Raw genomic sequence first — 24556 nt, 5'->3', positions numbered from 1 at the left:
TTAGGCTGCTACTTTTCCCGGTAATAGTGCCGGTCCCGGCAGCGGACGATCTGCCGCAGAAGGCCCGTGGGAAGCCCCAGGGCCAGCCAGGTCGTCAAGTATTTGCCCGGAGGCACTCTCGCCGGCTCCACCCGGCGCAAATAGTCCCTGGCCCCGGCCCTGTCCCCGGCCAGAAGGCACTGGCGGCTCCGGGAAAGGCGGTTGCGCTCCCGCCAGGTGCGCAGGCTCTCCTTTCGCTCCTCTGTCACGGCCGGGTCCCGAAGCAGCGCCGCCACCCGGCCCGGAAAGGGATTTTCATACCTTTCCGCCCGTCGGGCGGTCAGTCCGCTTTGCCTGCGGTCATACTCCATAGTCACCACCCGGGATACGGCCACAGGATAATAGGCAAAAATACGCAGCCACAGGTCATCGTCCTCCCCGCTCCGTACCCCCGGGGCAAACAGTCCCACCCGGTCCAAAGCCGTCTGCGGCACGCACAGGGCCCCGGTAATGAGGAAGTATCCGTACCGGGCCAGGGCCCCGTAGCCATCGGAGCATACAAAGCGCTGCCCCGGCGCATCGCGCAGGCATCTTTCCGTCCGGTGTATCAGCCGTCCGTCCCGCAGGCGCGTATCGTGACCCGTGCAGTAAAGTCCGCAGTCCGGGAAGGTGTTTATCAGCTCCGCAAGCTCCGCCAGGTGGCCCGCCCGCCACACATCGTCTGCGTCCAGAAAGCAGATGTAGTCCCCCTGCGCCTCCCGGATGCCCCGGTTTCGGGCCGCGGAGACGCCTCCGTTTTTCTGATGAAGGCAGCGCACCCGAGAGTCTGCAAAGCTCCCCGCCACCGCCGCCGTGCCGTCTGTGGAGCCGTCGTCTATCACCAGCAGCTCCCAGTCCCCCCGGCTCTGCCCAAACACCGAGGCTATGGCCCGCCCGATGCACTTTTCCGCATTATAGGCGGGCATAATCACCGAAAACAAATCCTTTCCCCCTTACTGCCAGAAAAACCGATACGGCATCTCTCCCTGGGCCCCGTGGGTCAGGGACACATAGAATTGGTAGCCCAGCATGGCCCCATACAGCCACTTTAAGGATACGATCCACACGCTGTCATTCTCGGCCCGGAGCACGCGCCCCAGGAAAAACACCTCAAAAATAGAGTAGTACAGACCCACCCGGCCCCCATAGCGGACAAAATAGCCCAGGGAGGTAAGCCCCAGGCCCAGGCCGTAGTAAAGGCCCCAGGCTCTTGTCTCGTACCCTTCCTCCTCCGGCCGGGTGCGCCGCAAAGCCGTGGCCGCACCCAAAAGCAGCAGGAGCTTTCCCGGGAGCATCAGCCCCACCCCGGAGGACCGGGCGGCAAGATACCCTCCGTAGCGGTCCATAAGCCGGGCAAAAGCCACCGCTCCCACCGCCAGAGCCGCCCCGCACAGCAGCAGCGCCCGCCTGCGCCGCCTGGGGTCAAAGTATTTCAGAAACAGCAGCTCCGCTCCCAAATATCCCAGTCCCACCAGGGCCGACAGGTGCAGCAGCGATGCCGCCGCCACCCATAAAAGAAAGCGGAGATATTTCCCCTCCCGCAAATACCCCGTGGCATACACCACCAGGGCCGCCGCCAAAAACTGCCGCATCCCGTTAAGGGAAAAGGGGTAAAATCCAATGTAAAGGGCCAGGGCCGCCCAGGGAAAGGACAGCCTCCCCCGCTCCTGCCAGAGCCGAAAAAATAGCAGCCCATAGGAGGCCAGGGCAAAGACAAAGAACAAAAATCCGTGGCTGCTCCACAGCCGCAGCAGCCGGGCGCAGACACCGACAAAGCCCCTCTCCAGCCCGAATACCTGCTCCGTTTGTCCTCTTTCTATGAGGGTAAAGGCCGCGTCATAGGTGGCGGTGTCGATGCCCACGGACACATGCCGAAGCCCCGCCACCAGCGACGGCAGCAGCGCCATGAGCCATACAATGCCCCGGCTCTCCCGCTTCCGGGCCGACTTCCCCAGCCGAAACAGGACCGGGGCCAGGGCGCCGTATATGGCCAGAGACTGCAGATCCATTCTCACAGCCCCCGCTTTCCCTGCCGGAGCCCCCGGCACACAGCCCGCCAGGCGGAGACCAGGCCGAAGTCTGCATAGCGCTTTCGCTGCTTTAGGCAGTGGGCCAGGCCATAGGCCCAGCCCCCATGCGGAAAAAGCTGCGACCACAGCACGCCCTTGTCAAAGAAATATTTTTCGTTGTACCCGGTGAACCAGGAGGAGGGCTCCGGCCGCAGATGGCCGATAACGGCGGGATAGGCGTAAATCCTCAGCCCCTCACGCAGGCAATCCCGAAAAAACAGCGAGTCCTCCCCGCTGCCGTATTTTGTTCCGCCGCCGAAATCCGTGCTGAAGGTAATGTGCTTCTCCCGCAGGGACGCCAGCCGTGCCCCCACCCGGGCCGCCCCGAAGCGCATACAGCCCAAAATCCCCAGCCGCCGGATCCGCCGGATGGGCTTACGCCCGCCCTCCGGATAGGTCAGGTCGAAGATGATCACATCCGCCCGGGGCAGCCTCTCAAATGCCTCCCGGACGATTTTTTCATACCCGTCGGCATAGGTCAGATCCTGGTCGGCGAAGAGAACGATGTCCGCCTCCGCCCGCCGGAGTGCCTCGTTGCGGTTTCGGCCCACACCCCGGGCCGAAAAGTCGCCCCATGTCACCGAATCGGCACCGCTCTGCTTCACCGAATTGGCACCGAAACGGCACTGATTGCACACAATTGCACCGGTCTGCAGGTGCATTTTCCGGGGCAAAACAGCGGCCTCCTGCTCCACCGCCGCCACCAAAACCTGCACGCTTTCCACACCCCGACCTCCTCTCTTTTCAGGCGAAAGCTACCGGATATTCCGGGTAAACTCCGTAATGGGCAGCGTCTCCTGCCGCCCGGCATATTCCCTGTAATCCCGCCGGGTATCCACCAGCATGGCGTGCCGCTTTTTGCTCCGCTCCTCCGCTGTGGGAAGGCGCCTATAGTCGCCGTAGAGAGCGGTGAGCAGGGCCTCGTTTTCCTGCGACACAGGAGCCCGGAAGCCCGCGAAATCGGCGGTCTTCCGCCTTGTAAACCAGGCCCGGGGAAACACGCCCTTTCGGCACCTGGAGGTGCCGCCTAAGAAGCTGTGAACGCACTGAGAATCCCTGGCCCCGGGCCGATTCACGGCGCGCAAAAACGGCCCAATCGGTAGGGGCCTGCACAGGGTCATAAACAGCTTTTTCGTGGCCGAATCCGTCTCATAGCCCCGCTCCCACAGGCTCTTGGCCAGCACCACCCGGGAGGCGGCGAACTGCCACAGCCGCCCCGCCGCCGTGGGCGCGGCGTTATCCAGCGGAAACACATCTATGTAAATGCCCCGGTGGCTCCTCTCATCCTTGGGCCGATACTTCTCCAGGCAGGTGGTTCCGTTCTTGCGGAGCTTGGAAAAATGCAGGGGCCAGTGGGGAGAGAATTCCCGCTGGAGAAAATACTTTTCGCCCCAGCAGCCATCGTCCAGGGCCAGAAGCCGTTCGTAGTCCGGACGCAGAAGGGCCACATCCAAATCGTCGTCCCAGGGGATGAAGCCCCTGTGCCGGGCCGCCCCCAGGGCGGTGCCCGCAAAGAGGACATAGGGGATATTGTGGGCCGTGCAGACCCGGTCCAGCTCCCGAAGCAGCTCCAGCAGCACCGCCTGATGCTCTTGCAGCGCGGTCATAGGCTCCCCTCCCCGGAAAACAAATCCAAAATCTTTTCATAGGTTTTTTCCCGGTCAAATAAGTCCTCCGCCATTTGCCGGGCCCGCTCACCCATGGCCCGGCGCTCCCCGGGATGGTCCATAAGATAGGAAATCGCCTCCGCCACGGCGGCGGCATCCCCGGCTGGACAGCTCAGGCCGCAGCGGTAGCGCGTGAGCAAGGCCCGATACTCCGGGGAGGACTGGGTACTGATGACCGGTCGCCCGGCGGCGGCATAGTCGGCGTGCTTATTGATGATGGACTGGGCCGCGCCGGGAACGATGGGATTGACGCAGACATCGCAGGCACGCAGCAGGGCGCACAGCTCCGGGTAGGGCACCCGGCCATAGAACACCGCCTCCACCCCCAGCTCCTCCGCCCGGGTCTGAAAAGCTCCGCGCAGAGGCCCGTCGCCCAGGACCCAAAGGGTCACGGAGATGCCTCGCCCTTTCAAAAGAGCCAGGGCCTCCAAAACGCAGGGGATATCATAGCTATGGCCCAGGGTGCCGCCGTAGGCCAGAATGAATTTCTCCGGGTCCCGCCGGGCCGGAGAAGAAGCCCAGCGGTCAAACCGGGCCAGATCCGTGCCCAAATATACCGGCAGGCACGGCACGGGGTCGGGTCTGCAGCGGGCCGCCCGGCGGCAATAGGTCTCGGAAACGCCCACGATGATGTCGGCGCTTTTATAGATATATTCCGCCCGCCGGACAAGGGGGCGCAGCAGGAAACGGGCCGCTCCGGGCACCGCCAGGGAGAAGGCCTCCGGCCACAGGTCCTGCACATCGATGACAAAGGGAATCCGGTTTTTCTCGGCGTACCGGGCGGCGTAGTAGGCGCAGCTCAGGGACGGTACGGCGCAGTAAACCGCGTCGGGCTTTTCCCGGCCCTTGAGATAGGCCCGCACCCGGCGGGCAAAGAGCCAATGGCTGAAAAGCCGCCGCAGACATATATTTTTCGGGTAGCCCGGCTCGGGCAGAAGGGTGACCTTTGCAGGCAGGGCGAAGTCCCTTTCCCGCCGGGTCTCCTTAGCCCGATGGTCAAAATCCGATGTCACCAGCTCCACCCGATGTTCCCGGCCCAAACGCCGGGCCAGGCAGATGAAGCGGCTGGTGCCGTGGGGGTCGAAGTCCGTGACGAAGTGGGCCAGCAGGAGAATGTTCATACGGCGGCCCCCTTCTCCCGTCTCCGGGCCGGGAAGCCGATACACCGGCCCGTGGCGCGGTCATCCGGGAATGCGAGGGTGCGGTAGCCCATTTTCAGCGCGGCATCGGCCATGGCTCTGCCATGACCGCCGCCGAAGATCACAAGGCGCTTTCTCATGCTCCGCGCTCGCCTCTTTCCTTCTTTTGAATTTCTCCGCCGCGGCACAGCCCGGGGCGGTGACGCACCAGGCAAGCGCCTGTCTCATTTTGTCGAATAAACGAAAGATTTTACGGTCTAATTATAGCATACCGGAATAAGTTTACCAGCATTTCCTATATGTCTGTTTGTAGATTTTTTATTGCGTTTTTCGGCAATACGCCAAAAAATTATGGCAATTCATGTGAAATCAATCGTAATTTTCGCAGTTTTCCTTTTATCGAAATATACGAAAAATTAACACCGGATAAAAAGTCTGCTCCTGTTGCACAGAGGCAGGCAACGGAGGGGAAACATCCCGGCCGGGATGGGGGATAGGTGAATACTGAGAAAGGAGTGATCGAATGTGACAAGGGGAACAACCCCGGAGCTCACCTTCCAGCTGCCCTTCGACGCTGGAGCGCTGACAAAGCTATCCATCGCCTTTGAGCAGGACGGCGTCCTGGTGCTGGAGAAAAAACTGGAGGACTGCACCGTCAGCGGGCAGCAGGTCTCCGTGCGTCTGACGGAGGAGGACACCCTGGCCTTTCGCCAAAACGGGTCGGTGCTGCAGATCCAGCTTCGATGCGGCATTGGGGAAAAGCGCCTGGCCTCGGAGGTCATCACCGCCACGGTGGGCCGAATTCTGAAAGAGGGGACGCTGTGATGGGTAAGATGCAAGTCTCCCTGCAGGCGGAGAATATCCCCTTCCCCGCCGCCATGGCGGAGGAGAGCCGCTGCTTTACGGCGGTATCGGAGGGGTTCGTGAACATCGGCAGGGACGGAAAGGACGGCGACACCCCCACCATCGGGGTAAACGGCAACTGGTTTCTGGGCAGCACCGACACGGGGCTGCCCTCCCGGGGCACCCAGGGCGTGCCCGGGGAAAAGGGAGACCGGGGGGAAAAGGGCGAAAAGGGCGAAAAGGGCGACAGGGGCAGTAAGGGGGACAAGGGCGAGCCCGGTACCACCCAGCTCATCCCCCTCTACGCCGACACCGTGGCGGACTGCACCGACACAAGCAAGGTCTATGTGCTGCCGGACGGCTTCGTCTATGCCAACATGACCAAGACCTCGGTGCTCCACCCCACCAACCGGCTGCCACTGTCTACCGAGGCGGACGGTACGCCCTTTAACGGCGGGGCCGGATGGAAAACCGGCTACAAGCTCCACGGCGGCACCGGCGGAGAGGACGCCCGGGCCAACTACGAGGTGTCCGGCTTCATCCCGGTGACCTACGAGGACACCTTCCGGGCCAAAAGCTTTCGGGTGGAGGATGCCAACGGCTACAACAACATTTGCTTTTACGATGCAAACCACGGCTTCCTGGTGGCCTTCACCATGAACAGCAAGTATAACCCCCTGGCCCAGTTCCTTCTGGAGGACGGCACCCTGGAGGGCAGTCTCTCCACCGCTGCCACCACCACTATGACGCAGGACCAGCTCCGGCAGACGGCCTATATGCGCCTGTCTATGCTGCTCATTGACAGCGCCACCGTTGTGACGGTAAATGAGCCCCTGGAGAGCACCACCCAGACCGTTACCGGCTGGCAAAGCACGGGCCGCGCCTTTGTGCCGGCGGACTATGAAGGGCGCATCCTGGCCCTGGAGGAGAAGGCGGCGCTGCCCCGGGAGGGCGACGCTCCGGCGTACATTGCGGCGGAGGCCGCACGGGTGGCGGACCTGGTGCAGTCTAAGCGCACCGCAGGCAGCCTGACCTTTTCGGCTATGGCGGACGCACACCTGGAGGTGGATTCGCCCCTGACGGCGGTGCAGGCCAACCTCACCGCCTGCCGGGATGCGGGGCTGGGGCTGGAGCAGCTGCGCAGGCACATCCCCCTGGACCTGGCGGTGATGCTGGGGGACTACACCTACGCCGACAGCGCGGAGACGGCGGCCCAGGTGAAGCGGGATCTGCGGCAGTATCACCGGTACATGGCGGAGGCGGTACGGGGCCTGCCCGGCATCTGGTGTACCGGCAACCACGACATCAACTACGGCGCAAACGCCGACCGGCGCCTGACAGAGGACGAGCTATACGCCGCCATCGGAGCCGGTAACACCGCACCCAGGCAGGACGCGGACCATCCGGGCCGAAACTACGGATTCCTGGATTTTGAAAATCAGCGTATCCGCTGCATTTATCTCAACACCATTGACTCCCTGGACTGGCCGGACCTGACGGGCCAGGCGGACAGCGCCTCGGATGTGACGGCGGTGCAGACCCGGTGGCTGGCGGACACGGCTCTAGATCTCTCGGGAAAGGCCGATGCAGGCAAGTGGCAGATCGTTCTGTTTTCCCACCACTGCCTGAGTATTTTCCCCCAGGTCACAGCCGTGCTCACCGCCTACAAAAACGGCACAAAGGGTACGGTGAGCGTCACCGGCAACGGCGTTACCTCGGCTGTAAGCTATGATTTTACCGAAAAGCCCCGGGGGGAGATCATCTGCGCCATTCACGGCCACAACCACAACTTCACCTGCCGCAAGATCAGCAGCGAGCCCTGGCACGCCGTGACGGCGGAAAAGGCCTGGCTCTGGAGCGTGTGCATCCCCAACCTGGATGTGTGCCGCAACAATGAGGCCGCCACCGCCAACGACGCAGACTGGAAACGGGTTTTCGGGGAGCGGGACGAGAGCGGCGCCCCCGTATACTATCCCAAAACCCAAAACACCGCCGAGAGCACCAGCTTTTGCGTGGTGAGCATCGACCGCAAGAACCGAAAGCTCCACTTTATCGCCTATGGCGCAGGCTATGACCGGGAGCTGTGTTACTGAGAAAATCATAAAATGGATCGTACCCACCGGGTACAGGAAGGAGCAAAAAATGAAAAAGAATTGGAAACAGTGGGCAAAGGCCGCCGCCGTGCGCGCCGTAAAGACCGTGGCACAGACCGCCGTGGCCACCATCGGCACCAGCGCCGTGCTGGGCGAGGTAAACTGGGTGATGGTGGGCAGCGCGTCGCTGCTGGCGGGCATCCTGTCCCTGCTCACCAGCGTGGCGGGCCTGCCGGAAATCAAGGAAGAGGGCGCAGAAAATGCCTAAGGTATTTCTCTCCCCCAGCAACCAGTATGATAACCGCTACGCCTACGGCGACACCACCGAAGGCGTACAGTGCGGCAAGATCGCCCAGGCTTGCCGGGAGGCCCTGGAGCGCAGCGGCGTGACCGTGAAGCTGATGCACGATGAATCCATGCAGGAGAAGTGCGCGGCATCCAACGCCTTCGGCGCCGACCTCCATGTGCCCATCCACACCAACGCCTTTAACGGCACGGTGAGCGGCACCCGGATGTTCTGCTACGCCGAGGGCGGGGAAGGTCAGAAGGCTTGTCAGGCCATTTTCAACCGGCTGGCCCCGGTCACCCCCGGCACCAGTGAGAATATCCGGGCAGATGCCTCCCTCTACGAGGTACGGGTGCCTGCCGCCCCTACGGCCTATATCGAGTGCGAGTTCCACGATAACCCCACTGCGTCAAAGTGGATCGTGGAGAACACCGGGCTCATCGGGGAGACCATCGCCCGGGGCATCTGCGACTACTTCGGTGTGACCTTCCAGGAGAAAGAGCAGCCCAAGCCTGTCGAGCCGGAAAAGCCCGCCACCGACAAGCTCTACCGTGTGCAGGTGGGCGCCTTCGCCGTACGGGAAAACGCCGAGAGGATGCTCCGGCGTCTGAGGGAAGCCGGGTTTGAGGGGTTTATCCGGGAGGGCAGCTAACAGGCTGTCCCGAAAACAGTTTTCGATAAAACTTACAATAAAAATAAAAAAAGGTGTGCGGGGGTACTCCGAAGGAGCGTCCCCGCACACCGAATTTTTTTGTTTGCAAAGCATCGTCTTTCAGTCCGTTTGCTCCATGGCAAAGGCCACATAGGGAAGCTCCCGGATCTGCTTATAAATATCCTCGGTTTTGATTTTGCTGGCCGCCGGAACATCCAGCTCCAGGCCGATATGCCCCGGCAGATTGCTTCGGGCCGCCACCACCCGGACGCTGTCGATGGCGTACCGGGCCTTCATCAGCTCCAAAAATTCATTGATGCAGCCCTCTCGGTCCACCTCCGCGTAGATCACATCCCGGGTGAGACTCTTCTCCCGCTCAATATGGGGCAGGAGAATATTGGTAAGCAGCAGCAGGGCCGAGGCGGCAATGGCTCCGGTGTAAAACCCCACACCCGCCGCCAGGCCGATGGCCGCCGTGGTCCACAGGCCCGCCGCCGTGGTCAGCCCCGTGATGCGGTGCCGGCCCCGGATGAGGATCATGCCGCCGCCCAAAAAGCCTATGCCCGAAATGACCTGGGCGCTCAGGCGCATGGGGTCGGAGCTCTGCCCCAGGACATCCGTGGTGTAAAGCCCCACCAGGGCCGTCATGGCCGCGCCGATGCACACGATGATGTGGGTGCGCATCCCCGCCGCCCGGCCCTTGGCTCCCCGCTCGGTGCCGATAAGGCCCCCCAGCACCGCCGCCAGCAGCAGCCGCAACACGGTGGACAAGAGATTATTTTCCTGTAATAAGGTCAAAAAGTGCGCCATTACGCCCCTCCCGGTCTTAAAAATGTTTTTGTGACCTGATTATGGCATAAATTCGGCTCCATTGCAACCGTTGGTTTTGTCCTCGGCAGATGCAAAAAAGGAGACCGGAAATGCAGTCAAAAGCGCAGTGCCCTATTTTTTGTGCGTTTTATGGCAGAATATTTATCTCGACCCCAATAATTTAGGTCAAAAAAATTATCTTAGCTGTTGACAAGCTGTTATTAAGCTGATAAAATATTATTGCCGAATATGATTTTTTGTAAAGTGGGTGATATACATGCGTAAAGACAATAAAAGTGATCGCGTCAAGCGCTTCGCGCAGATCTGGAGCCTGTCCCGCGCCGATACGGACAAGACCCAGGAATACATGGCCAACGGCCTGGGCGTAAGTAAAAAAACCATTCAAAACTGGGAAAAGGGCGCCAGCGCCCCGGATCTGTTTGAGGGGTCTGAGTGGTTCCGGGTGCTGGGTATCAATCCCCTGCCCTACTACCTGGCCTTCCTCTATCCCTGGATGTTTGACGGCATTAAGCCCGACGACAACGACGAGGAAATTGAGCAGGCCCTGCTGTTTTTGGTGAAGAACATGACGCAGGTGGAAAAGCGCCAGCTCCTCTACCTCATGGCCGGCCGCCACGGCAGCCCCTGGTACTCCCTGCTGCAGATGTTCACGGCCCACTGCCACAGCTCTCTGCGCTCCCGGGTCACGGCTGCCCGGACCATTCTGGAAAACTACGAGATGGATCAGGTCTGCGGCGACCTGGTGTGTCCTGACAATGTGCAGCCCGATATGAAGATGCTGCATCACGCCGTGGAGGAGGGCAAGCAGTCCGTTTTCAACCAGCTCTCCGGCTACACCAACATTGATATATCCAAAACCTGACCGCGCCACAAACGCCTCCTCCGCTTCGGCAGAGGGGGCGTTTTTTGAGACTGTCGAAAAACCTCCGGTTTTTCCGACAAAAGGTTTACAGTCTGCTGCGCGCATACTTTTGCCGCAAAGCGACAAAAGTCCACACTGGCAGACTGCGCGGTATTTTTCCCCACGCACATGTCGCGGTGAAAAATGATCCCAATTTTTCGCGTCTGCGGACGCGTAACTCTGCGAGGCTTTTTTGTCGCGCTGACGCCTCCTTCGCTTTGAAAACGAGGGCGTTTTTTCTCTTGTTATCATTTTCTATATTTGCTATAATCGACACAGAATATAAACGGAGGGAGGTCCTGTTCGGTGCGCACCTTGGCTGCCATAGCGTTTTCCTTCTCCGCGGCGCTGGCGCTGCTGTGCTATCTGCCGGAGGGGGCCTGGGCCTTCTGGGCCGCGGCAGGGCTGGCGGTTCTGGGTGGGGCGGCGCTTCTGCTCCCGGCCCTTGGGAAAACCAAGCGGCTGCGGCTCACCCTGGTCCTCATCGCCCTGTCTTTGGCGGCGGGACTGCTGTACGGCCGGGGCTGGCGTCACTTCATCGCTGACCCCGTCCGGGAAAAGTGCGGCGGCAGTCACCTCTTTTCCGCCACCGTATGCGACTGGCCTCAGGAGACCGACTCCGGCTGGCGGGTCACGGTGCGCCTGACCGATGCCCGGGGCGCCAAGGCCGTGTGCTATCTCAGTGACGACGCCGCAGGCCTGGAGCCGGGCCAAATGCTCCTGGGGGAGGCTTACTGGCAAGACGCCTCCGTTATCAAGGGCACAGAGATAACCACCTTCACCGCCCGGGGCGTTTTCGCCCTGCTGTACTGCAATACATTTCCCGATGTCTCCCCGGGAAGCGCCGGATCGGTACGATATCTGCCCCAGCACCTGGCCCGGGCGATGCGCGATACGATCAGCCGGGTATGGCCGGACGAAACCGCAGCCGCTATCCTCCGGGCAGAGCTTTTGGGAGACCGATCCGGCATAGACACCGCCCTCTCCTCCCGGTTTTCTGAGGCGGGGGTGAGCCACCTGTTTGCCGTGTCGGGCCTGCACTGCGCCTTTTTGCTGACGCTGCTTTCACTCCTGGTGGGGCCCCAGCGGCGGCGGCTTTTGGCGGCGGTGGGCATCGCCGTGCTGACGGTTTATATGCTCATGGTGGGCCTGACGCCGTCGGTGGTGCGGGCGTGCATCATGCAGTTTTTCCTGCTGCTGGCCCCGCTGTTTCTCCGGGACGCCGACCCGCCCACCTCTCTGGCCTCGGCGCTGCTGGTGATCCTGCTTTGGAATCCCTATGCCGCCCAAAGCGTCAGCCTGCAGCTGAGCTTCGGGGCTATGCTGGGACTGATTTTGGTTACGCCTCGGGTCCATGATTTTTTCGCCGGGCGCATCCAACCGCGGAAAAAGCCGGTCCGGGCCGCCGTGAGCTTTCTCCTCAGCACCCTCTGCTCCACCCTGGGCGCCATGGTGTTCACCGTTCCGCTGACAGCCTACTATTTCGGCGTTTTCTCCACCGTGGCCCCGCTAACGAGCCTCCTGTGCATTCCCCTGGCCTCCTGGAACTTCATGGCCGGGTTTCTCACCGCCCTGTTGGGCTTCGTGTTTCTTCCGGCGGCCCAGGTGCTGGGGTATGTCTGCCGGGTGCTGACCAAGCTCTTTTTATGGGTGGTGGACCTGGCCTGCGCCATCCCCTACCACGCTCTCTACACGGACACCAATCCCTATCTTGTGTGGTGGCTGGTGTTTGTATACGCCGTCTTTCTCCTGTGCATTCTCAGCCGGGAGCGAGGGCGAAAATACGCCTTTGCGGCGGGGGTTTCCGTTCTCACTTTGGTTCTGTGCATCACCCTGCGCACCGGGGAATTTCGCAGCGACGCCCTGACGGCGGTGGCTGTGGATGTGGGCCAGGGGGCCAGCACCCTGCTCCGGTCCGGGGAGGACACGATCCTGGTGGACTGCGGCAGCAGCAACCGCTATAAAAAGCCCGCCCAGCAGGTGCTTTCTCAGCTGGGCAGCATGGGCGTGGAGCGCCTTTCCGCCGTGGCGGTGACCCACTACCACGCCGACCACACCAACGGTCTGCCGGAGCTTTTGGAGCGGGTGGCTGTGGATGCGCTGTACCTGCCCGAAATAGAGGATGAGTACGGCGTTCGGGACAAGCTGGTGGCCCTGGCGGCGGAGAAAAATATCCGGGTCATCTTCGTTACGGAGCAGACGGAGATCTCCCTGGGGGCGGCCACCGTCACGGTTTTTCCCCCTGTGGGCAAGGGCGACATGAACGAGCAGGGTCTCACCTATCTCTGCACCAGCGGCGACTTTGACCTGCTTATTACCGGCGATATGTCCGGCCCCACGGAGCTGGCCCTGACGCAAATGTACAAGCTCCCGGATGTGGAGGTGCTGCTGGTGGGACACCACGGCTCTAAATACAGCTCTCAGCAGGAGTTTCTGTCGAAAATCGAACCGGACGCAGCTATTATCAGCGTGGGAGACAACAACTACGGCCATCCCACCGACGCCGCCATCTCCCGTCTGGAGGCCGCCGGGGCCACGGTGTACCGCACCGACCGGCAGGGCTGCGTCACCGTGACTTTGCACAAGCAATGAGGAAAGGATAATCCCTATGGCATCGGAAAAGAAAACCTCTAAAAACGCCGCCTACGACCGTCTCCGCGCCGCTCTGAAGGCGCAGACCACGGCCCGGGCCTACCTCTTTTACGGGGAGGAGAGCTATCTGCGCCAGACCTATGTGCAGCAGCTTCAGACCCTGCTCATTCCCAAGGGCAGCGAGGATTTTAACCTCCACCGTCTCTCCGGCCCACGGCTCACCGCTCAGGAGGTGGCTGACGCCGTGGAGGCTATGCCCATGATGGCTGCCAACACCCTGGTCACCGTTACAGACTGGGACATTTTTAAGCTGGAGGAGGCTCAGCGCAGCCAGCTTATAGAGCTTTTGGAGGACATCCCGGAATACTGCACCCTTCTATTCATCTACGACACCGTTGCCTATAAGCGGGACGGGAAGATGAAAAAGCTGGCCGCCGCCATCGACAAAAATGTGGAGGTGGTGGAGTTTCAGGGCCAGTCCCGGGACGCATTGGTTCGGTGGCTGCAAAAGCGCTTTCGGGCCCTGGACCACCAAATCGACCTCACCACCGCGGACTATATGCTCTTTTACTGCGGCACCATGATGGATAACCTCATCAGCGAGGTGAGCAAGGTGGCCGCCTACGCCAAGGCCCAGCAGATCACCACCGCCGACATCGACGCCGTGGCCGAGCCGGTGCTGGACGCCCGGATTTTCGACATGACCAACCATATCTCCGCCGGGAAATACGACCGGGCCGCCGCCGTGCTGGGAGACCTGCTGCGGATGCAGACGGAGCCCATTGTCATTCTGGGGGCCATCGGCAAGGAGCTGCGCCGGCTCTACACCGCCCGCATGGCCATAGACGCCGGTAAGGACCGCTTCTGGCTCATGGAGCTGTGGCAGATGCGCAGCGACTACCCGGCAAAGCTCCTGCTGCAGGCGGCCCGGAATGTGGACCACGAGTGGTGCAAGCGTTCCCTCACCGCCTGCCAGGTGCTGGATCGGCGCATGAAAAGCGAGAAGAACATCGACCGGGAGGGCGAGCTGACAAAATTCGTACTGGAGCTGGCACAAAAATGAGCAAGCAGCGCATTCAAGAGGTCATCGTGGTGGAGGGCCGCTACGATAAGAACATCCTTTCCCAGGTGGTGGACGCCACTATTGTGGAGACCGGGGGCTTCTCCGTATTTAACGACCGGGAAAAGCTGGCCTTTCTCCGCACCCTGGCCCAAAAGCGAGGCATTATCCTGCTGACGGACTCGGACGGCGCAGGCTTTGTTATCCGCAACTATCTCAAGGGCGCCCTGCCCCGGGACCGGGTGAAGCAGGCCTACATCCCCGACATACCCGGCAAGGAGCGCCGCAAGCGCAAGGCCGGGAAGGAGGGCAAGCTGGGGGTGGAGGGTATGACCCCGGAAATCCTCCTGGAGGCCCTGCGCCGCAGCGGCGCTACCTTCGACGGTGAGACCCTCTCCCCGCCCCCGGCCCCTATCACCAAGGCGGACCTGCTGGAGAGGGGCCTCATCGGTCCCGGCAGCGTGACCAGGCGGCAGGCCCTCCTGAGGGAGCTGTCGCTGCCTGCGCATCTGACCCCCAACGCCCTGCTGGAGGCCCTGAACATTTTGTTCACACCTGACGAATTTGACACTCAATTTTTTAGCGATAACGACCAAATGAAAGTGTAATTTTTTTCTATTACTTATAATGGAAGTCTTTTGTTTCCCATGGTATTATGAATATAGTAATTATATTGGAAGGGAGGTCTTTTGTTAGCAGAATCCGGCAAATTTGAAAAAAGACGAAAAGAGGGTACGAAAATGAAAAAAATCAAGACATTTTTAGCGCTGATTCTTTCCTTGTGCCTGATCATGGGCATGACGACCCCCGCATTCGCGAAAAACGATGAGGAAACCACGGAAATGCAGACTCTGGTTGAGACCCTTGGCAAATATGTGGACGGTGAAAAAATCTTCGACTATCTGTCCTATGTTTACCTGGGTTGGCGCACCACCGGCGGCTCCTGGCAAAACCAGGTGATCGACACCTTTGTGGTGGACCAGCTGAAGGCGGCCGGCTATGCGTTCACCGGCGGTAAATCCGTGGCCCTGGGAACCAAAGGTTCCAACGACATGAGTGGCCAACACGACAAAGACTATTCATGGGTCACTTATTATGATGTAGATACTCTGACCTGGGATCCTGAGTACGCAAAGCTCTCCATTACCACCAACGCCAATTTTGACGGCGTGGACAAGCTCATTGACCGTGTCAATGTGGAGTCTTACGGCTTCAATCCCACCACCGATACATATAAAGAGCATTACGGTGTCGATTCCATTGACGACATGTGGAAGTGGATCACCGAGAAGGACGCTGGCGGCAACCGCGTCAATGTGCTCAATGGCAAGGAGGCCGAGCTGAACAAGCGCTGCCACCTGGCCTGGAACAGCTGCTTCACTGAGCCCGGCGGCACCAAGCCCGCCGACGCCGTAGGCGTCACCGGCGAGGTGGTGTATGTGGGCGCTGTCAGCGGCAAGAGCGGCTCCTATACCTGCACCAAGTATCCCACTGTGGACGAGGCCAATGCCAACCTCTCCGGCAAGGTCATCCTGACGGATTCCTCTCTCCGCAATGCCTTTGCCCTGGCGCAGCAGACCGGCGCTATTGCCGTGATGTCCACCGCCAGCCTCAATAACTACAGCACCCCCAGAGATGAAAACGGCAACATCCTGGAGCCCTTTGTTTACTCCGCCCGGTATGCCTCCGGCGCAGCTCTGAAAACCACCGCCGCCCAGACCGAGACCGGCAAGCCCATTGTGGAGTGGCAGTTCTCCAACGATCAGAAGGCCGCTCTGCTGGAGCTGCTGGAGAAGGCCGACGGCACCCCCGTATACGCCACCAACATCAGCATTGGCCGCACCTATGCCATGAATGACGCCTCTAACGGCGGCAAGGGTCAGGCTGTGACCATGGCCGAGATCAAGGGCGCCTCCAAGCCCGATGAGCGGGTCATCATCTGCGCCCATGTGCAGGAGCCCGGCTCCAACGACAATGCCACCGGCGTTGCCTCCCTGCTGGGCCTGGCCACCGCTCTGAAGAAGATGGTGGACAGCGGCGCCATTGCCCGGCCTGAGCGCACCATCACCTTCCTGTGGGGCGACGAGATGAATCTGGCTACCTTGTGGCTGAACAGCCATCCCGATGAAAAGGCCAAGGTCATCTCCGCGCTGGACATGGACATGGTGGGCGAAGATCCCGATAAGACCGGCGGCGTCATGCGCATTGAAAAGACCCCCGATCCCTCCGCCAAGTACAATTATACCCTGGATACCCTGCCCTGGGAAACGGATTCCTATTACGATGAGACCTTTGCCGATCCCGACGGTCAGTTTATCCGTCTGCCCGACTCCCACACCCTGTGGGGCGCCGGCTCCTATGAGGGTATGTTCCAGGAGGGCTTCTTCCTCAACGATCTCTATATGTATGCCGCCCAGGGCGTGATCAACTATCACGACAGCGACTTCCGGGTGGATGTGTGCCCCTATGAGGGCGGCAGCGACCACTCCCGGTTCCTGGCCCAGAATGTGCCCGCCCTGCTGACCTGGCACTTCACCGACTACACCTACCACTCCTCCGTGGATACGCTGAATATGTCCAGCGCCCGGGAGATGGAGAATGTGAGCATTACCACCATGGCCACCGCCCTGATGATCGCCAACGCCACCGACGGCAACGAAGCCCTGGCCCTGGAGATCCTGGGCACCGTAATGATGGCCGCCCTGGACCGCTTCGACATGGAGCAGGCCAACACCGAGAACCACCGCATCTACACCCTGGCCCACGGCAAGGATTTCACCGCTGCCCTGGCTAATGAGAAGGAAGTGCTCCAGGCCTGGGCCGACTGGTACAAGGAGGCCCTGGCCTCCCCCGCCGAGTACCTGCTGGATGCGCCCAGCCAGATCTTCCGGGATACCCAGGCGGAGCTGCTGGACCTGCTGGAGCAGCGTTTGGCTCTGGCTCTGGCCTGCGCCGATGAGTATCTGCAGGATGAGGTGACCCACACCGGTCTTGTGAAGATCGACGCTGCGGCGCCTACCTTCAGCGAGCCCGGCAACATTGAGTTCTGGTACTGCCAGAACTGCGGCAAGCTGTTTGCCGATCCTCAGGCTACCAAGGAGCTCACCGAGGACGATGTGCTCATCCCCTTCGTGAACCCCACCGCCAAAACCAATGAGGGAGGCAAGGTCACCTTCAACCAGGATATGACCGAGGCCACCATCACGCCGGACAGCGGCTACGCCATTAAGGATGTGCTGCTCAACGGCAAGAGCGTAGGCAAGGTTGCCAAGCTGGATAAGCTGGCCTCCGGCGATACCATCCAGGTGGTATTTGAAAAGCTCCCCGCAAGCAATCCCGCTACCGGTGACACTATGCCCATCGTAGCCATGTTTGCTCTGCTGGCCGTGTCCGGCGCCGGTGTGCTGCTGCTGCGCAGACGCGTGACCCAGTGATTTTCACTGAACCTCATACCCTTAGACCCTACGGCTGGGCGGACAGTGTTGCTGTCCGCCCAGCCTTTTTATGTCGAGCGCGTGGGAATACATCTTGCAATTCCCCTGTAAGGCAGATATAATTATTTTATAGAAAGCTTTTTCGGGAGGGATTTTATGAACAGCTCGGAGCCCTTGGAGATCGAGCGCCGCTTTCTCATTCTCCGTCCGGACACGGCGGAGCTGGACAGGCGCTGCACCCGGGTCTATTCCATGGAGCAGACCTATCTTCTCTCCCCGCCCCACCAGACCGAGCGGGTCCGCCGTCGGGAGGGGCAGGACGGCGTGGCCTTTTTCCACACTGTGAAAATCGACCGTACCGCCCTCACCCGCCTGGAGCAGGAGGAGGCAATTACCCCGGAGGCATACGAGGCCTATCTCTCCCGCCGGGACCCCATGACCCAGACCATCTACAAGACCCGCTACTGCCTGCCTGAGGGGCCGTACACCTTTGAAATCGACCTCTACCCCTTTTGGCCTCACTACGCCGTCATGGAGATAGAGCTGCCCCGGGAGGACGCCCCCTTCCGCTTTCCCCACGGCATCCGCGTAATTCGGGAGCTTACCGGCGACCACCGATTCAGCAATGCCGCCCTCTCCCGGCGCATTCCGGCGGAAAATGAGCTTCTGTAAAAGGAAGCCTTGCTTTTTCCCCCAATACCCTTTATAATAATTAGGTATTTCTGTAATCTACCATAAGGAGCCGATGCATATGAGCGAGGAAACCAAAGTCATCACCTCCGGCGAGCCGGAGCGCGCCGAGAGCAGCAACTTTATCTATAATTTCATCACCGAGGATCTGGCCCCGGGCGGCCAGTACCAGGGCATGACCGTACACACCCGCTTCCCGCCGGAGCCCAACGGCTACCTGCACATCGGCCACTGCAAGGCCCTGTGCATCGACTTCGGCACCGCCGAGAAGTTCGGCGGTCTCTGCAACCTCCGCATGGACGACACCAACCCTACCAAGGAGGACGAGGAGTTCGTGGAGGCCATCAAGCAGGACATCCACTGGCTGGGCTTCGACTGGGGCGACCGTTTCTTCTACGGCAGCGACTATTTTGAAGAGGACTACCGCCAGGCGGAGCTGCTGATCCAAAAGGGGCTGGCCTATGTGTGCCAGCTCACCCCGGAGGAATTCAAGGCCAACCGGGGCGACATCGGTGTGCCCGCCGTCTCCCCCTACCGGGACCGGCCTATGGAGGAAAGCCTGGACCTGTTTCGCCGTATGCGCGCCGGGGAGTTTCCCAACGGAGCCATGACCCTGCGGGCTAAGATCGATCTTGCCAGCGGCAACTTCAATATGCGCGACCCGGTCATCTACCGTATCAACCATATGCATCACCACCGCCAGGGTGACAAGTGGTGCATCTATCCCATGTACGACTTCGCCCATCCCATCCAGGATGCCCTGGAGGGTATCACCCACAGCCTCTGCTCCCTGGAGTTTGAGGCCCATAGGCCGCTGTACAACTGGGTCATTGAGCACTGCGAGCTGCCCGCCCATCCCCGGCAGATCGAGTTTGCCCGGCTGGGCATCGACCACACCGTCATGTCCAAGCGCAAGCTCCGGGCCTTGGTGGAGGAGGGCCGGGTCTCCGGCTGGGACGATCCCCGTATGCCCACCCTGGGCGGCCTGCGCCGCCGGGGCTACACCGCCGCCTCCATCCGCAATTTCTGCGAGCGCATCGGCGTGGCCAAGTCCCCCAATGTGGTGGAGTACGGCTTTTTGGAGCACTGCCTGCGGGAGGATCTGAACGCCACCGCCGAGCGCACTATGGCCGTCCTGCGCCCCATCAAGCTCACCGTTACCAACTATCCCGAGGGACGGAGCGAGGTTTTTCAGGTGGAGAACAATCCCACCGACCCCACCCAGGGCACCCACGAGATCACCTTCAGCCGCCACCTGTGGATGGAGGCCGACGACTTCATGGAGCAGCCCATCCCCAAGTATAAGCGCCTGTACCCAGACGGCCCCGAGTGCCGCCTGAAGGGCGCGTATCTGGTGAAATGCACCGGCTGCGTGAAGGATGAAAGCGGCCGGGTGACGGAGGTCCTGTGCGAATATGACCCCGATTCCCGGGGCGGCGATCCCGCCGACGGCCGCAAGGTCAAGGGCGCGACGCTCCACTGGGTTGACGCGGAAAACTGCCTGGATGCCGAGGTGCGGCTCTATGACAACCTCTTCTCCGACGCCCAGCCCGATGGGCCGGACAAGAATTTCCTGGACTGTCTGAACCCCGACTCTCTCTCCATCCTCACCGGATGCAAGGTGGAAAAGAGGATGGCTGCCGTGGCTGCCGAATTTGACAAGCGGGAAAACCGCACCGGCACCAACGCCCCTACCTTCCAGTTTATGCGCACCGGCTATTTCTGCATGGATAACCGCCACTGTACCGCAGACCACCTGGTCTTTAACCGCAGCGTCTCTCTGAAGGACAGCTTCAAAAAATAAGCCCCATCTTCCCTCCCCCGGAGCCCGCTCCGGGGGATTTTTCTCGTCCCGCACCCGGCGTTGCCGCCGGCAGGCTTTTCCGTAACCGCCAAGCCCACCCGGACATGGGAGCGCATAAGGAAAAGAAATGTCTGAATGTTCATGAAAATATTGGCTTTTTTTGGATTTTGAGATATACTATTTCTATATAAGCTCCGCAGGGGAAAGGGATTCATGATGGAGAATAAAATGGAAGAAAGAAACTGGAAGTATAAGATCACCAGCAGCTGGACTGCGGTCATCGCAGTTGCCATCACGACGGCGGTCTCCGGGGGATTCACATTCTGGCTTTACACCGCACACGACGGTGCCTTTGTTGGACTCGGCGGGCTGACAGCCTTTTTTGCTATCATCTGCGTTCTGTCCGCATACGGTGCGATGTCTTTCAAGTTGCTTGTGGATCAAAACGGCTTTTATTTTCGGACCAAACCCGGCAACGGGCGGTACTACCGCTACCGCGAGATTCGCAGCATGTGGCTCGCCACCGACAAAGAGACGGATTTACAGCAGGCGACCTACTGCAATTTTGAGACGATGGATGGGAAACGGTCGAGATTTCTCGTGCTTGACCCCAACATCGACGCAGTGGATTATATGATTGAGCGGGTTGAGGCCGTGGGAGCCAGCCGCGAAGAGGATGACCGTGACCGCGAGTTCGTCATCCCCGGCAAAAAGAAGGTCGGGGGACTTATGATCTTCGCGGTGCTTCTCTTGCCGGTGCTTTACTTGATTCTTTTTGTGTGGACCTCCATGCCGCTGATTCTGCGCATAATTCCGGTCGCCGTTGTGCTGATTCCGGTCGTTAAGGTTTTTTCCCACGGGCTGTTTTTCAAGCTAAAGATCCAGAAGGACGGCTTTTACTGCCGCACCAACCCCTTCGACGGGCGGTACTACCGCTACGGCGACATTCTGGACTGCTGTCTCGTGGAGGCGGAGCGGGGTACGCGCAGACACGAAACATATTACGCTTACTACATGAAATTCACTGACCGCGCAAACCGGACACACCGGGTTCTCTATGACAAATCGCTCTACGAGCGAGAGATGAACGAGCTGGTCGCCAGGATCGAGAGGGCAAAAGAAGATGAAGAATGATTCGGTTTTTCGGTCTGTGATACAGGGCTGGGGCGTTGCGGCGCTGCTTATCGGCCTCTTTATGTTTTATATGGGGGCCAATACTTATATTCAATCGTACAAGCAGACGGATTGGGTATTTGGAAATGCATACATTACGGGCATTTCCCAGTTGAACGGAAGCAGAGTTGGCAGGGGCGGCATCAGCTATTCGATGACCTATGAATATGAAGTGGATGGCACGCGCTACACGGGCGAGTACGGCCCCCTGGCGAACTCTATCGAGGTGGGAAGGTCCATCCGCATCAAATATGATCCGAACGCCCCGGAAAACTCCACCGGCATTTTGGCACCCGGCGGCAATGACCTTGCCCTGGTGATCATAGGAACGATTCTTGCCGTGCCTGGGTTTTTCATGACGGGCATTCTCGGCCTGCTGCGGAGGCTTCTGCGGGGACTGCATCGAAGCGAGATCCCAGACTACGCACCGCCGGAAGAGGAACGCGCCGCGCCCCCCAAAGCCCCCGCACCCTCAGCCCGCGATATAGTTATGGGGATACGCAATATCCTCCGAACCCTTGCACCGATACTCATATTCCTGCTTTTTGGATTTATCCTCATGCTCATCCAAAATGCGAGATTCTAATTCACCCCCCATCCGGACGGCGGGTGCGGCGAATTTATGGACTTTCAGACACTGCAACCGAAGAGAGGAGCAAAAACATGGTACTGTATTTTTCGGGCACCGGGAACAGCCGATATGTGGCCGGGCGGGTGGCCCGGGCCCTGGGGGAGCCGCTGTGCAGCCTGAATGAGCGCATTAAGGCCGGGGACTATTCGCCGGTGGAGACCGGGGAGCGGCTGATCGTGGTGACCCCCACCTACGCCTGGCGCATTCCCCGTCTTGTGGGGGATTGGCTGCAGAAAGCGAAATTCCCCGGGGCGAAACGGGTGTGGTTTCTTATGACCTGCGGCAGTGAGATCGGGAACGCGGAAAAGTATAACCGGGCCCTTAGCCGGGAGATGGGACTCAGCTACATGGGTACGGCCCAGGTGGTGATGCCGGAGAACTACATTGCCCTGTTTCGTGTGCCCGGCGTGGAGGAGTCCCGGCAGATCGTGACCCGGGCCGAGCCGGACATAGACCGGGCCATTGCCGCCCTCGCCGCAGGCGAAGCCTTTGCCCCGCTCCGGAATAACCTCTATGACCGGGTGGTCAGCGGGCCGGTGAATCCGGTCTTTTACGCTCTGGTGGTGAAGGACAGGGCCTTTGCGGCCGGAGCCGCCTGCACCGGCTGCGGCCGATGCGCGCAGCTCTGCCCCACCAATAATATCGTTCTTCGAAGCGGCAAGCCCGTCTGGGGCGGAAACTGTACCCACTGCATGGCCTGCATCAGCTACTGCCCCACAGAGGCCATTGAATACGGGAAAAAGAGCGTGGGCAAGCCCCGGTATCGACTGGAGGCACTGTAAGGGCGGCGTTTTGCCGTGTGCCCCGGGGATTGCAGATCACACAGCTCCTCACCGATCGGTGTGACTGCGTCCATCGCCTCAGCCCTTTAGTCGGGCAACCGTGACCCAGTATGGTAAAATCAATTTTAAAAGGAGCGTGGAAAAATGATCTTTCTCTGTTACCCTAAATGCACCACCTGCCAAAGGGCGCAAAGGTGGCTGGAGGATAACCACATCGCCTATACTCTCCGGGATATCAAGGGAGAGCACCCCACCTATGACGAGCTGGCTGCATGGCATCGGCGCAGCGGCTTGCCGCTGAAGAAATTTTTCAACACCAGCGGCCTGCTGTATAAATCCATGGGGCTAAAAGAAAAGCTCCCCACCATGGGTGAGGAGGAAATGCTGCAGCTCCTGGCTACAGACGGGATGCTGGTCAAGCGCCCGATGCTGGTAGGCGACGACTTTGTGCTGGTGGGATTCAAGGAAAGTGCGTGGGCAGAGCAGCTCTCTGCCGATGTTAAAAACTGACGCCGGGTGCTGCGCGGTGTGATTTGACGGTCACTAAATAAACGAACCAGGGCTGGCAGGTCAATGACCTGCCAGCCCTGGTGTTTTATGCGCGGTTATATTTGACGGTTACTTCACTTTGCGTTTCTTAGCACTTGCCAGACTTTTTCTTTGCAATGCCAAGCACAGTCAGAGCGCCGCCACTGACGAGCAATACCACAACAGCCAGAACAATGCCACTGTGATCACCGGTTTGCGGATTGTTGGTGGTATTGTCGGGGGTTACTGCGAAAGTGGCTTCACCGTAGCCGTCATTAAATACAACGGTAAGGGTGTGCTGGCCAACAGACAGCGTTGCAAGATAATCCTTGCTCAGCGTAACAATCGTCGAGCCAGACTTCGCCGTATAATCTTTACCGGCAATGAGGCGTTTCCCGTCCACCTTCACGTCTGTAAACTTGCTGAATACGCCGTCTACACGGACGGTCAGGGTGCCGTCGCTGTTCTGCGTCCAAGAGCCGTTGGCACCCTCGATGATATTGTAAACCACAGTGCTACCGCCGCCAGTGGTGCCGCCGCCGGTGGTGCTACCGCCAGTAGTGCTGCCGCCAGTGGTGCTACCGCCAGTAGTGCTGCCGCCAGTGGTGCTGCCGCCAGTGGTGCTGCCGCCAGTGGTGCTGCCGCCGGTGGTGCTGCCGCCAGTGGTGCTGCCGCCGGTGGTGCTGCCGCCAGTGGTGCTGCCGCCGGTGGTGCTGCCGCCAGTGGTGCTGCCGCCAGTGGTGCTACCGCCGGTGGTGCTGCCGCCAGTGGTGCTGCCGCCAGTGGTGCTACCGCCAGTGGTGCTGCCGCCGGTGGTGCTACCGCCAGTGGTGCTGCCGCCAGTGGTCACATTGATGCCGCCAGCCACAATGGTCGGGTCGAGCTTAACATTCTGCGCATTCTTAAAGGTGGTGGTCTCAAGCGTTACCTGCGCACCATCTGTGCAATCTGCTTTTACATCGAATGTCAAGGTAAACAGCACGCCATCCTCTGTATATTCCTTTTTATCGGCAGCAACATAGAGATTCACCTTTCCCGTCTCTTTATTGCCGGTAAAGCTGCCCTCAATATTATTTCCCTTTTCAGCTTTTGCCAGCTCCAGCTTACCTTCGTCATACTTGACGGTAAAGTCAAAAGCCGCAAAGCCCGGGTTCCCTGCAATGGAGACATTCAGCGTAACCGTGTCGCCCACTTTGACCGCTTTATTCACAGTCTCAACGGTAACTTTAGCTGCACTACCGCTACCTGTATCAACTGCCACAGCCGCGGTAATGCACATGGTAAATACCACCGCCAGAGCAAGAAGAACAGACAGCACGCGTTTTCTGTTTTTCATGTTTTTTCTTTCCTTTCATTATAAAAA

The 24556-nt window shown here is 60.0% G+C and carries 23 protein-coding genes; 15 read left to right on the top strand and 8 right to left on the bottom strand.

What is annotated here, in order from left to right; translation table 11 throughout:
• Window positions 1-8 precede the first annotated feature (8 nt).
• From KI236_RS00650 to KI236_RS00625, 6 genes are read right to left on the bottom strand one after another with little or no spacing between them, the layout of a single operon-like run.
• Window positions 9-950, bottom strand: a complete 942-nt coding sequence (locus tag KI236_RS00650) for a glycosyltransferase family 2 protein (RefSeq protein WP_228738106.1) — start codon at window positions 948-950, stop codon at window positions 9-11.
• A 21-nt stretch (window positions 951-971) separates the two neighbouring features.
• Entirely contained in the window at window positions 972-2027 is a 1056-nt protein-coding gene (locus KI236_RS00645; protein WP_212818442.1) for an EpsG family protein, read from the bottom strand.
• A gap of 2 nt (window positions 2028-2029) precedes the next feature.
• A complete protein-coding gene (locus KI236_RS00640) occupies window positions 2030-2812 on the bottom strand; it encodes a glycosyltransferase (protein ID WP_212818440.1) in 783 nt (260 codons plus the stop codon).
• A 30-nt stretch (window positions 2813-2842) separates the two neighbouring features.
• Window positions 2843-3694 (bottom strand): LicD family protein, encoded by an 852-nt coding sequence (locus KI236_RS00635; RefSeq protein WP_212818437.1) that lies wholly within the window; start codon window positions 3692-3694, stop codon window positions 2843-2845.
• Window positions 3691-4875 carry a glycosyltransferase family 4 protein gene (locus KI236_RS00630; protein WP_212818436.1) on the bottom strand — a complete coding sequence of 395 codons (1185 nt, stop codon included), beginning with the start codon at window positions 4873-4875 and terminating at the stop codon, window positions 3691-3693. Before KI236_RS00630 ends, KI236_RS00635 begins: the two co-directional genes overlap by 4 nt.
• Complete coding sequence (locus KI236_RS00625) at window positions 4872-5033, bottom strand: PglD-related sugar-binding protein (protein ID WP_212818433.1); 162 nt, start codon at window positions 5031-5033, stop codon at window positions 4872-4874. The genes KI236_RS00630 and KI236_RS00625 overlap by 4 nt, the downstream gene beginning before the upstream one ends.
• Window positions 5034-5418: 385 nt before the next feature.
• Between KI236_RS00625 and KI236_RS00620 the strand changes: the two genes are divergently transcribed.
• The 4 genes from KI236_RS00620 to KI236_RS00605 are packed head-to-tail and all read left to right on the top strand — an operon-like array spanning window position 5419 to window position 8767.
• Window positions 5419-5718, top strand: coding sequence for a hypothetical protein (locus KI236_RS00620; RefSeq protein ID WP_212818431.1), 300 nt, complete (start codon window positions 5419-5421; stop codon window positions 5716-5718).
• Window positions 5718-7829, top strand: coding sequence for a metallophosphoesterase (locus KI236_RS00615; protein WP_212818429.1), 2112 nt, complete (start codon window positions 5718-5720; stop codon window positions 7827-7829). The genes KI236_RS00620 and KI236_RS00615 overlap by 1 nt, the downstream gene beginning before the upstream one ends.
• 49 nt (window positions 7830-7878) lie before the next feature.
• Window positions 7879-8097 (top strand): holin, encoded by a 219-nt coding sequence (locus tag KI236_RS00610; protein WP_212818427.1) that lies wholly within the window; start codon window positions 7879-7881, stop codon window positions 8095-8097.
• Window positions 8090-8767 (top strand): N-acetylmuramoyl-L-alanine amidase, encoded by a 678-nt coding sequence (locus KI236_RS00605; protein ID WP_212818425.1) that lies wholly within the window; start codon window positions 8090-8092, stop codon window positions 8765-8767. The genes KI236_RS00610 and KI236_RS00605 overlap by 8 nt, the downstream gene beginning before the upstream one ends.
• A 120-nt stretch (window positions 8768-8887) precedes the next feature.
• Here KI236_RS00605 and KI236_RS00600 read toward each other — a convergent pair whose 3' ends face one another.
• Window positions 8888-9577: an MgtC/SapB family protein gene (locus KI236_RS00600; protein WP_212818423.1), complete on the bottom strand. Its 690-nt coding sequence runs from the start codon at window positions 9575-9577 to the stop codon at window positions 8888-8890.
• 277 nt (window positions 9578-9854) lie between these two features.
• Here KI236_RS00600 and KI236_RS00595 point away from each other — a divergent pair, with 277 nt between their 5' ends.
• The 11 genes from KI236_RS00595 to KI236_RS00545 all read left to right on the top strand — a co-directional run bounded on the left by KI236_RS00595 (window position 9855) and on the right by KI236_RS00545 (window position 23175).
• The gene (locus tag KI236_RS00595) at window positions 9855-10460 is read left to right on the top strand and encodes a helix-turn-helix transcriptional regulator (RefSeq protein ID WP_212818421.1); all 606 of its coding nucleotides are present in this window, start codon (window positions 9855-9857) and stop codon (window positions 10458-10460) included.
• A 345-nt stretch (window positions 10461-10805) separates the two neighbouring features.
• On the top strand, window positions 10806-13091 hold the full coding sequence (locus tag KI236_RS00590; RefSeq protein WP_212818419.1) for a DNA internalization-related competence protein ComEC/Rec2: 2286 nt from the start codon (window positions 10806-10808) through the stop codon (window positions 13089-13091).
• A 16-nt stretch (window positions 13092-13107) separates the two neighbouring features.
• On the top strand, window positions 13108-14154 hold the full coding sequence (gene holA / locus KI236_RS00585) for a DNA polymerase III subunit delta (RefSeq protein ID WP_212818417.1): 1047 nt from the start codon (window positions 13108-13110) through the stop codon (window positions 14152-14154).
• The gene (locus tag KI236_RS00580; RefSeq protein WP_212818415.1) at window positions 14151-14759 is read left to right on the top strand and encodes a toprim domain-containing protein; all 609 of its coding nucleotides are present in this window, start codon (window positions 14151-14153) and stop codon (window positions 14757-14759) included. The genes holA and KI236_RS00580 overlap by 4 nt, the downstream gene beginning before the upstream one ends.
• A 132-nt stretch (window positions 14760-14891) precedes the next feature.
• Entirely contained in the window at window positions 14892-17585 is a 2694-nt protein-coding gene (locus KI236_RS00575) for a M28 family peptidase (protein WP_212818413.1), read from the top strand.
• 156 nt (window positions 17586-17741) lie between these two features.
• Window positions 17742-18257, top strand: a complete 516-nt coding sequence (locus KI236_RS00570; protein ID WP_212818411.1) for a CYTH domain-containing protein — start codon at window positions 17742-17744, stop codon at window positions 18255-18257.
• Window positions 18258-18336: 79 nt separating this feature from the next.
• On the top strand, window positions 18337-20079 hold the full coding sequence (locus KI236_RS00565; RefSeq protein WP_212818408.1) for a glutamine--tRNA ligase/YqeY domain fusion protein: 1743 nt from the start codon (window positions 18337-18339) through the stop codon (window positions 20077-20079).
• A 213-nt stretch (window positions 20080-20292) separates the two neighbouring features.
• Window positions 20293-21213, top strand: a complete 921-nt coding sequence (locus KI236_RS00560) for a hypothetical protein (protein ID WP_212818406.1) — start codon at window positions 20293-20295, stop codon at window positions 21211-21213.
• The gene (locus KI236_RS00555; RefSeq protein ID WP_212818404.1) at window positions 21203-21838 is read left to right on the top strand and encodes a DUF3592 domain-containing protein; all 636 of its coding nucleotides are present in this window, start codon (window positions 21203-21205) and stop codon (window positions 21836-21838) included. The genes KI236_RS00560 and KI236_RS00555 overlap by 11 nt, the downstream gene beginning before the upstream one ends.
• A 77-nt stretch (window positions 21839-21915) precedes the next feature.
• Entirely contained in the window at window positions 21916-22665 is a 750-nt protein-coding gene (locus KI236_RS00550) for an EFR1 family ferrodoxin (RefSeq protein ID WP_212818403.1), read from the top strand.
• 144 nt (window positions 22666-22809) lie between these two features.
• Window positions 22810-23175, top strand: a complete 366-nt coding sequence (locus tag KI236_RS00545; protein WP_212818401.1) for an arsenate reductase family protein — start codon at window positions 22810-22812, stop codon at window positions 23173-23175.
• Window positions 23176-23302: 127 nt separating this feature from the next.
• On the opposite strand, the gene KI236_RS00540 is transcribed toward KI236_RS00545, so the two are convergent.
• Window positions 23303-24529: a cohesin domain-containing protein gene (locus KI236_RS00540; protein ID WP_212818398.1), complete on the bottom strand. Its 1227-nt coding sequence runs from the start codon at window positions 24527-24529 to the stop codon at window positions 23303-23305.
• Window positions 24530-24556 lie beyond the last annotated feature (27 nt).

Source organism: Vescimonas fastidiosa (assembly GCF_018326305.1).
Lineage (GTDB): Bacteria > Bacillota > Clostridia > Oscillospirales > Oscillospiraceae > Vescimonas > Vescimonas fastidiosa.
The sequence above is the reverse complement of the archived record's forward strand: the minus strand, read 5'-3'. Positions and strand labels throughout refer to the sequence as shown.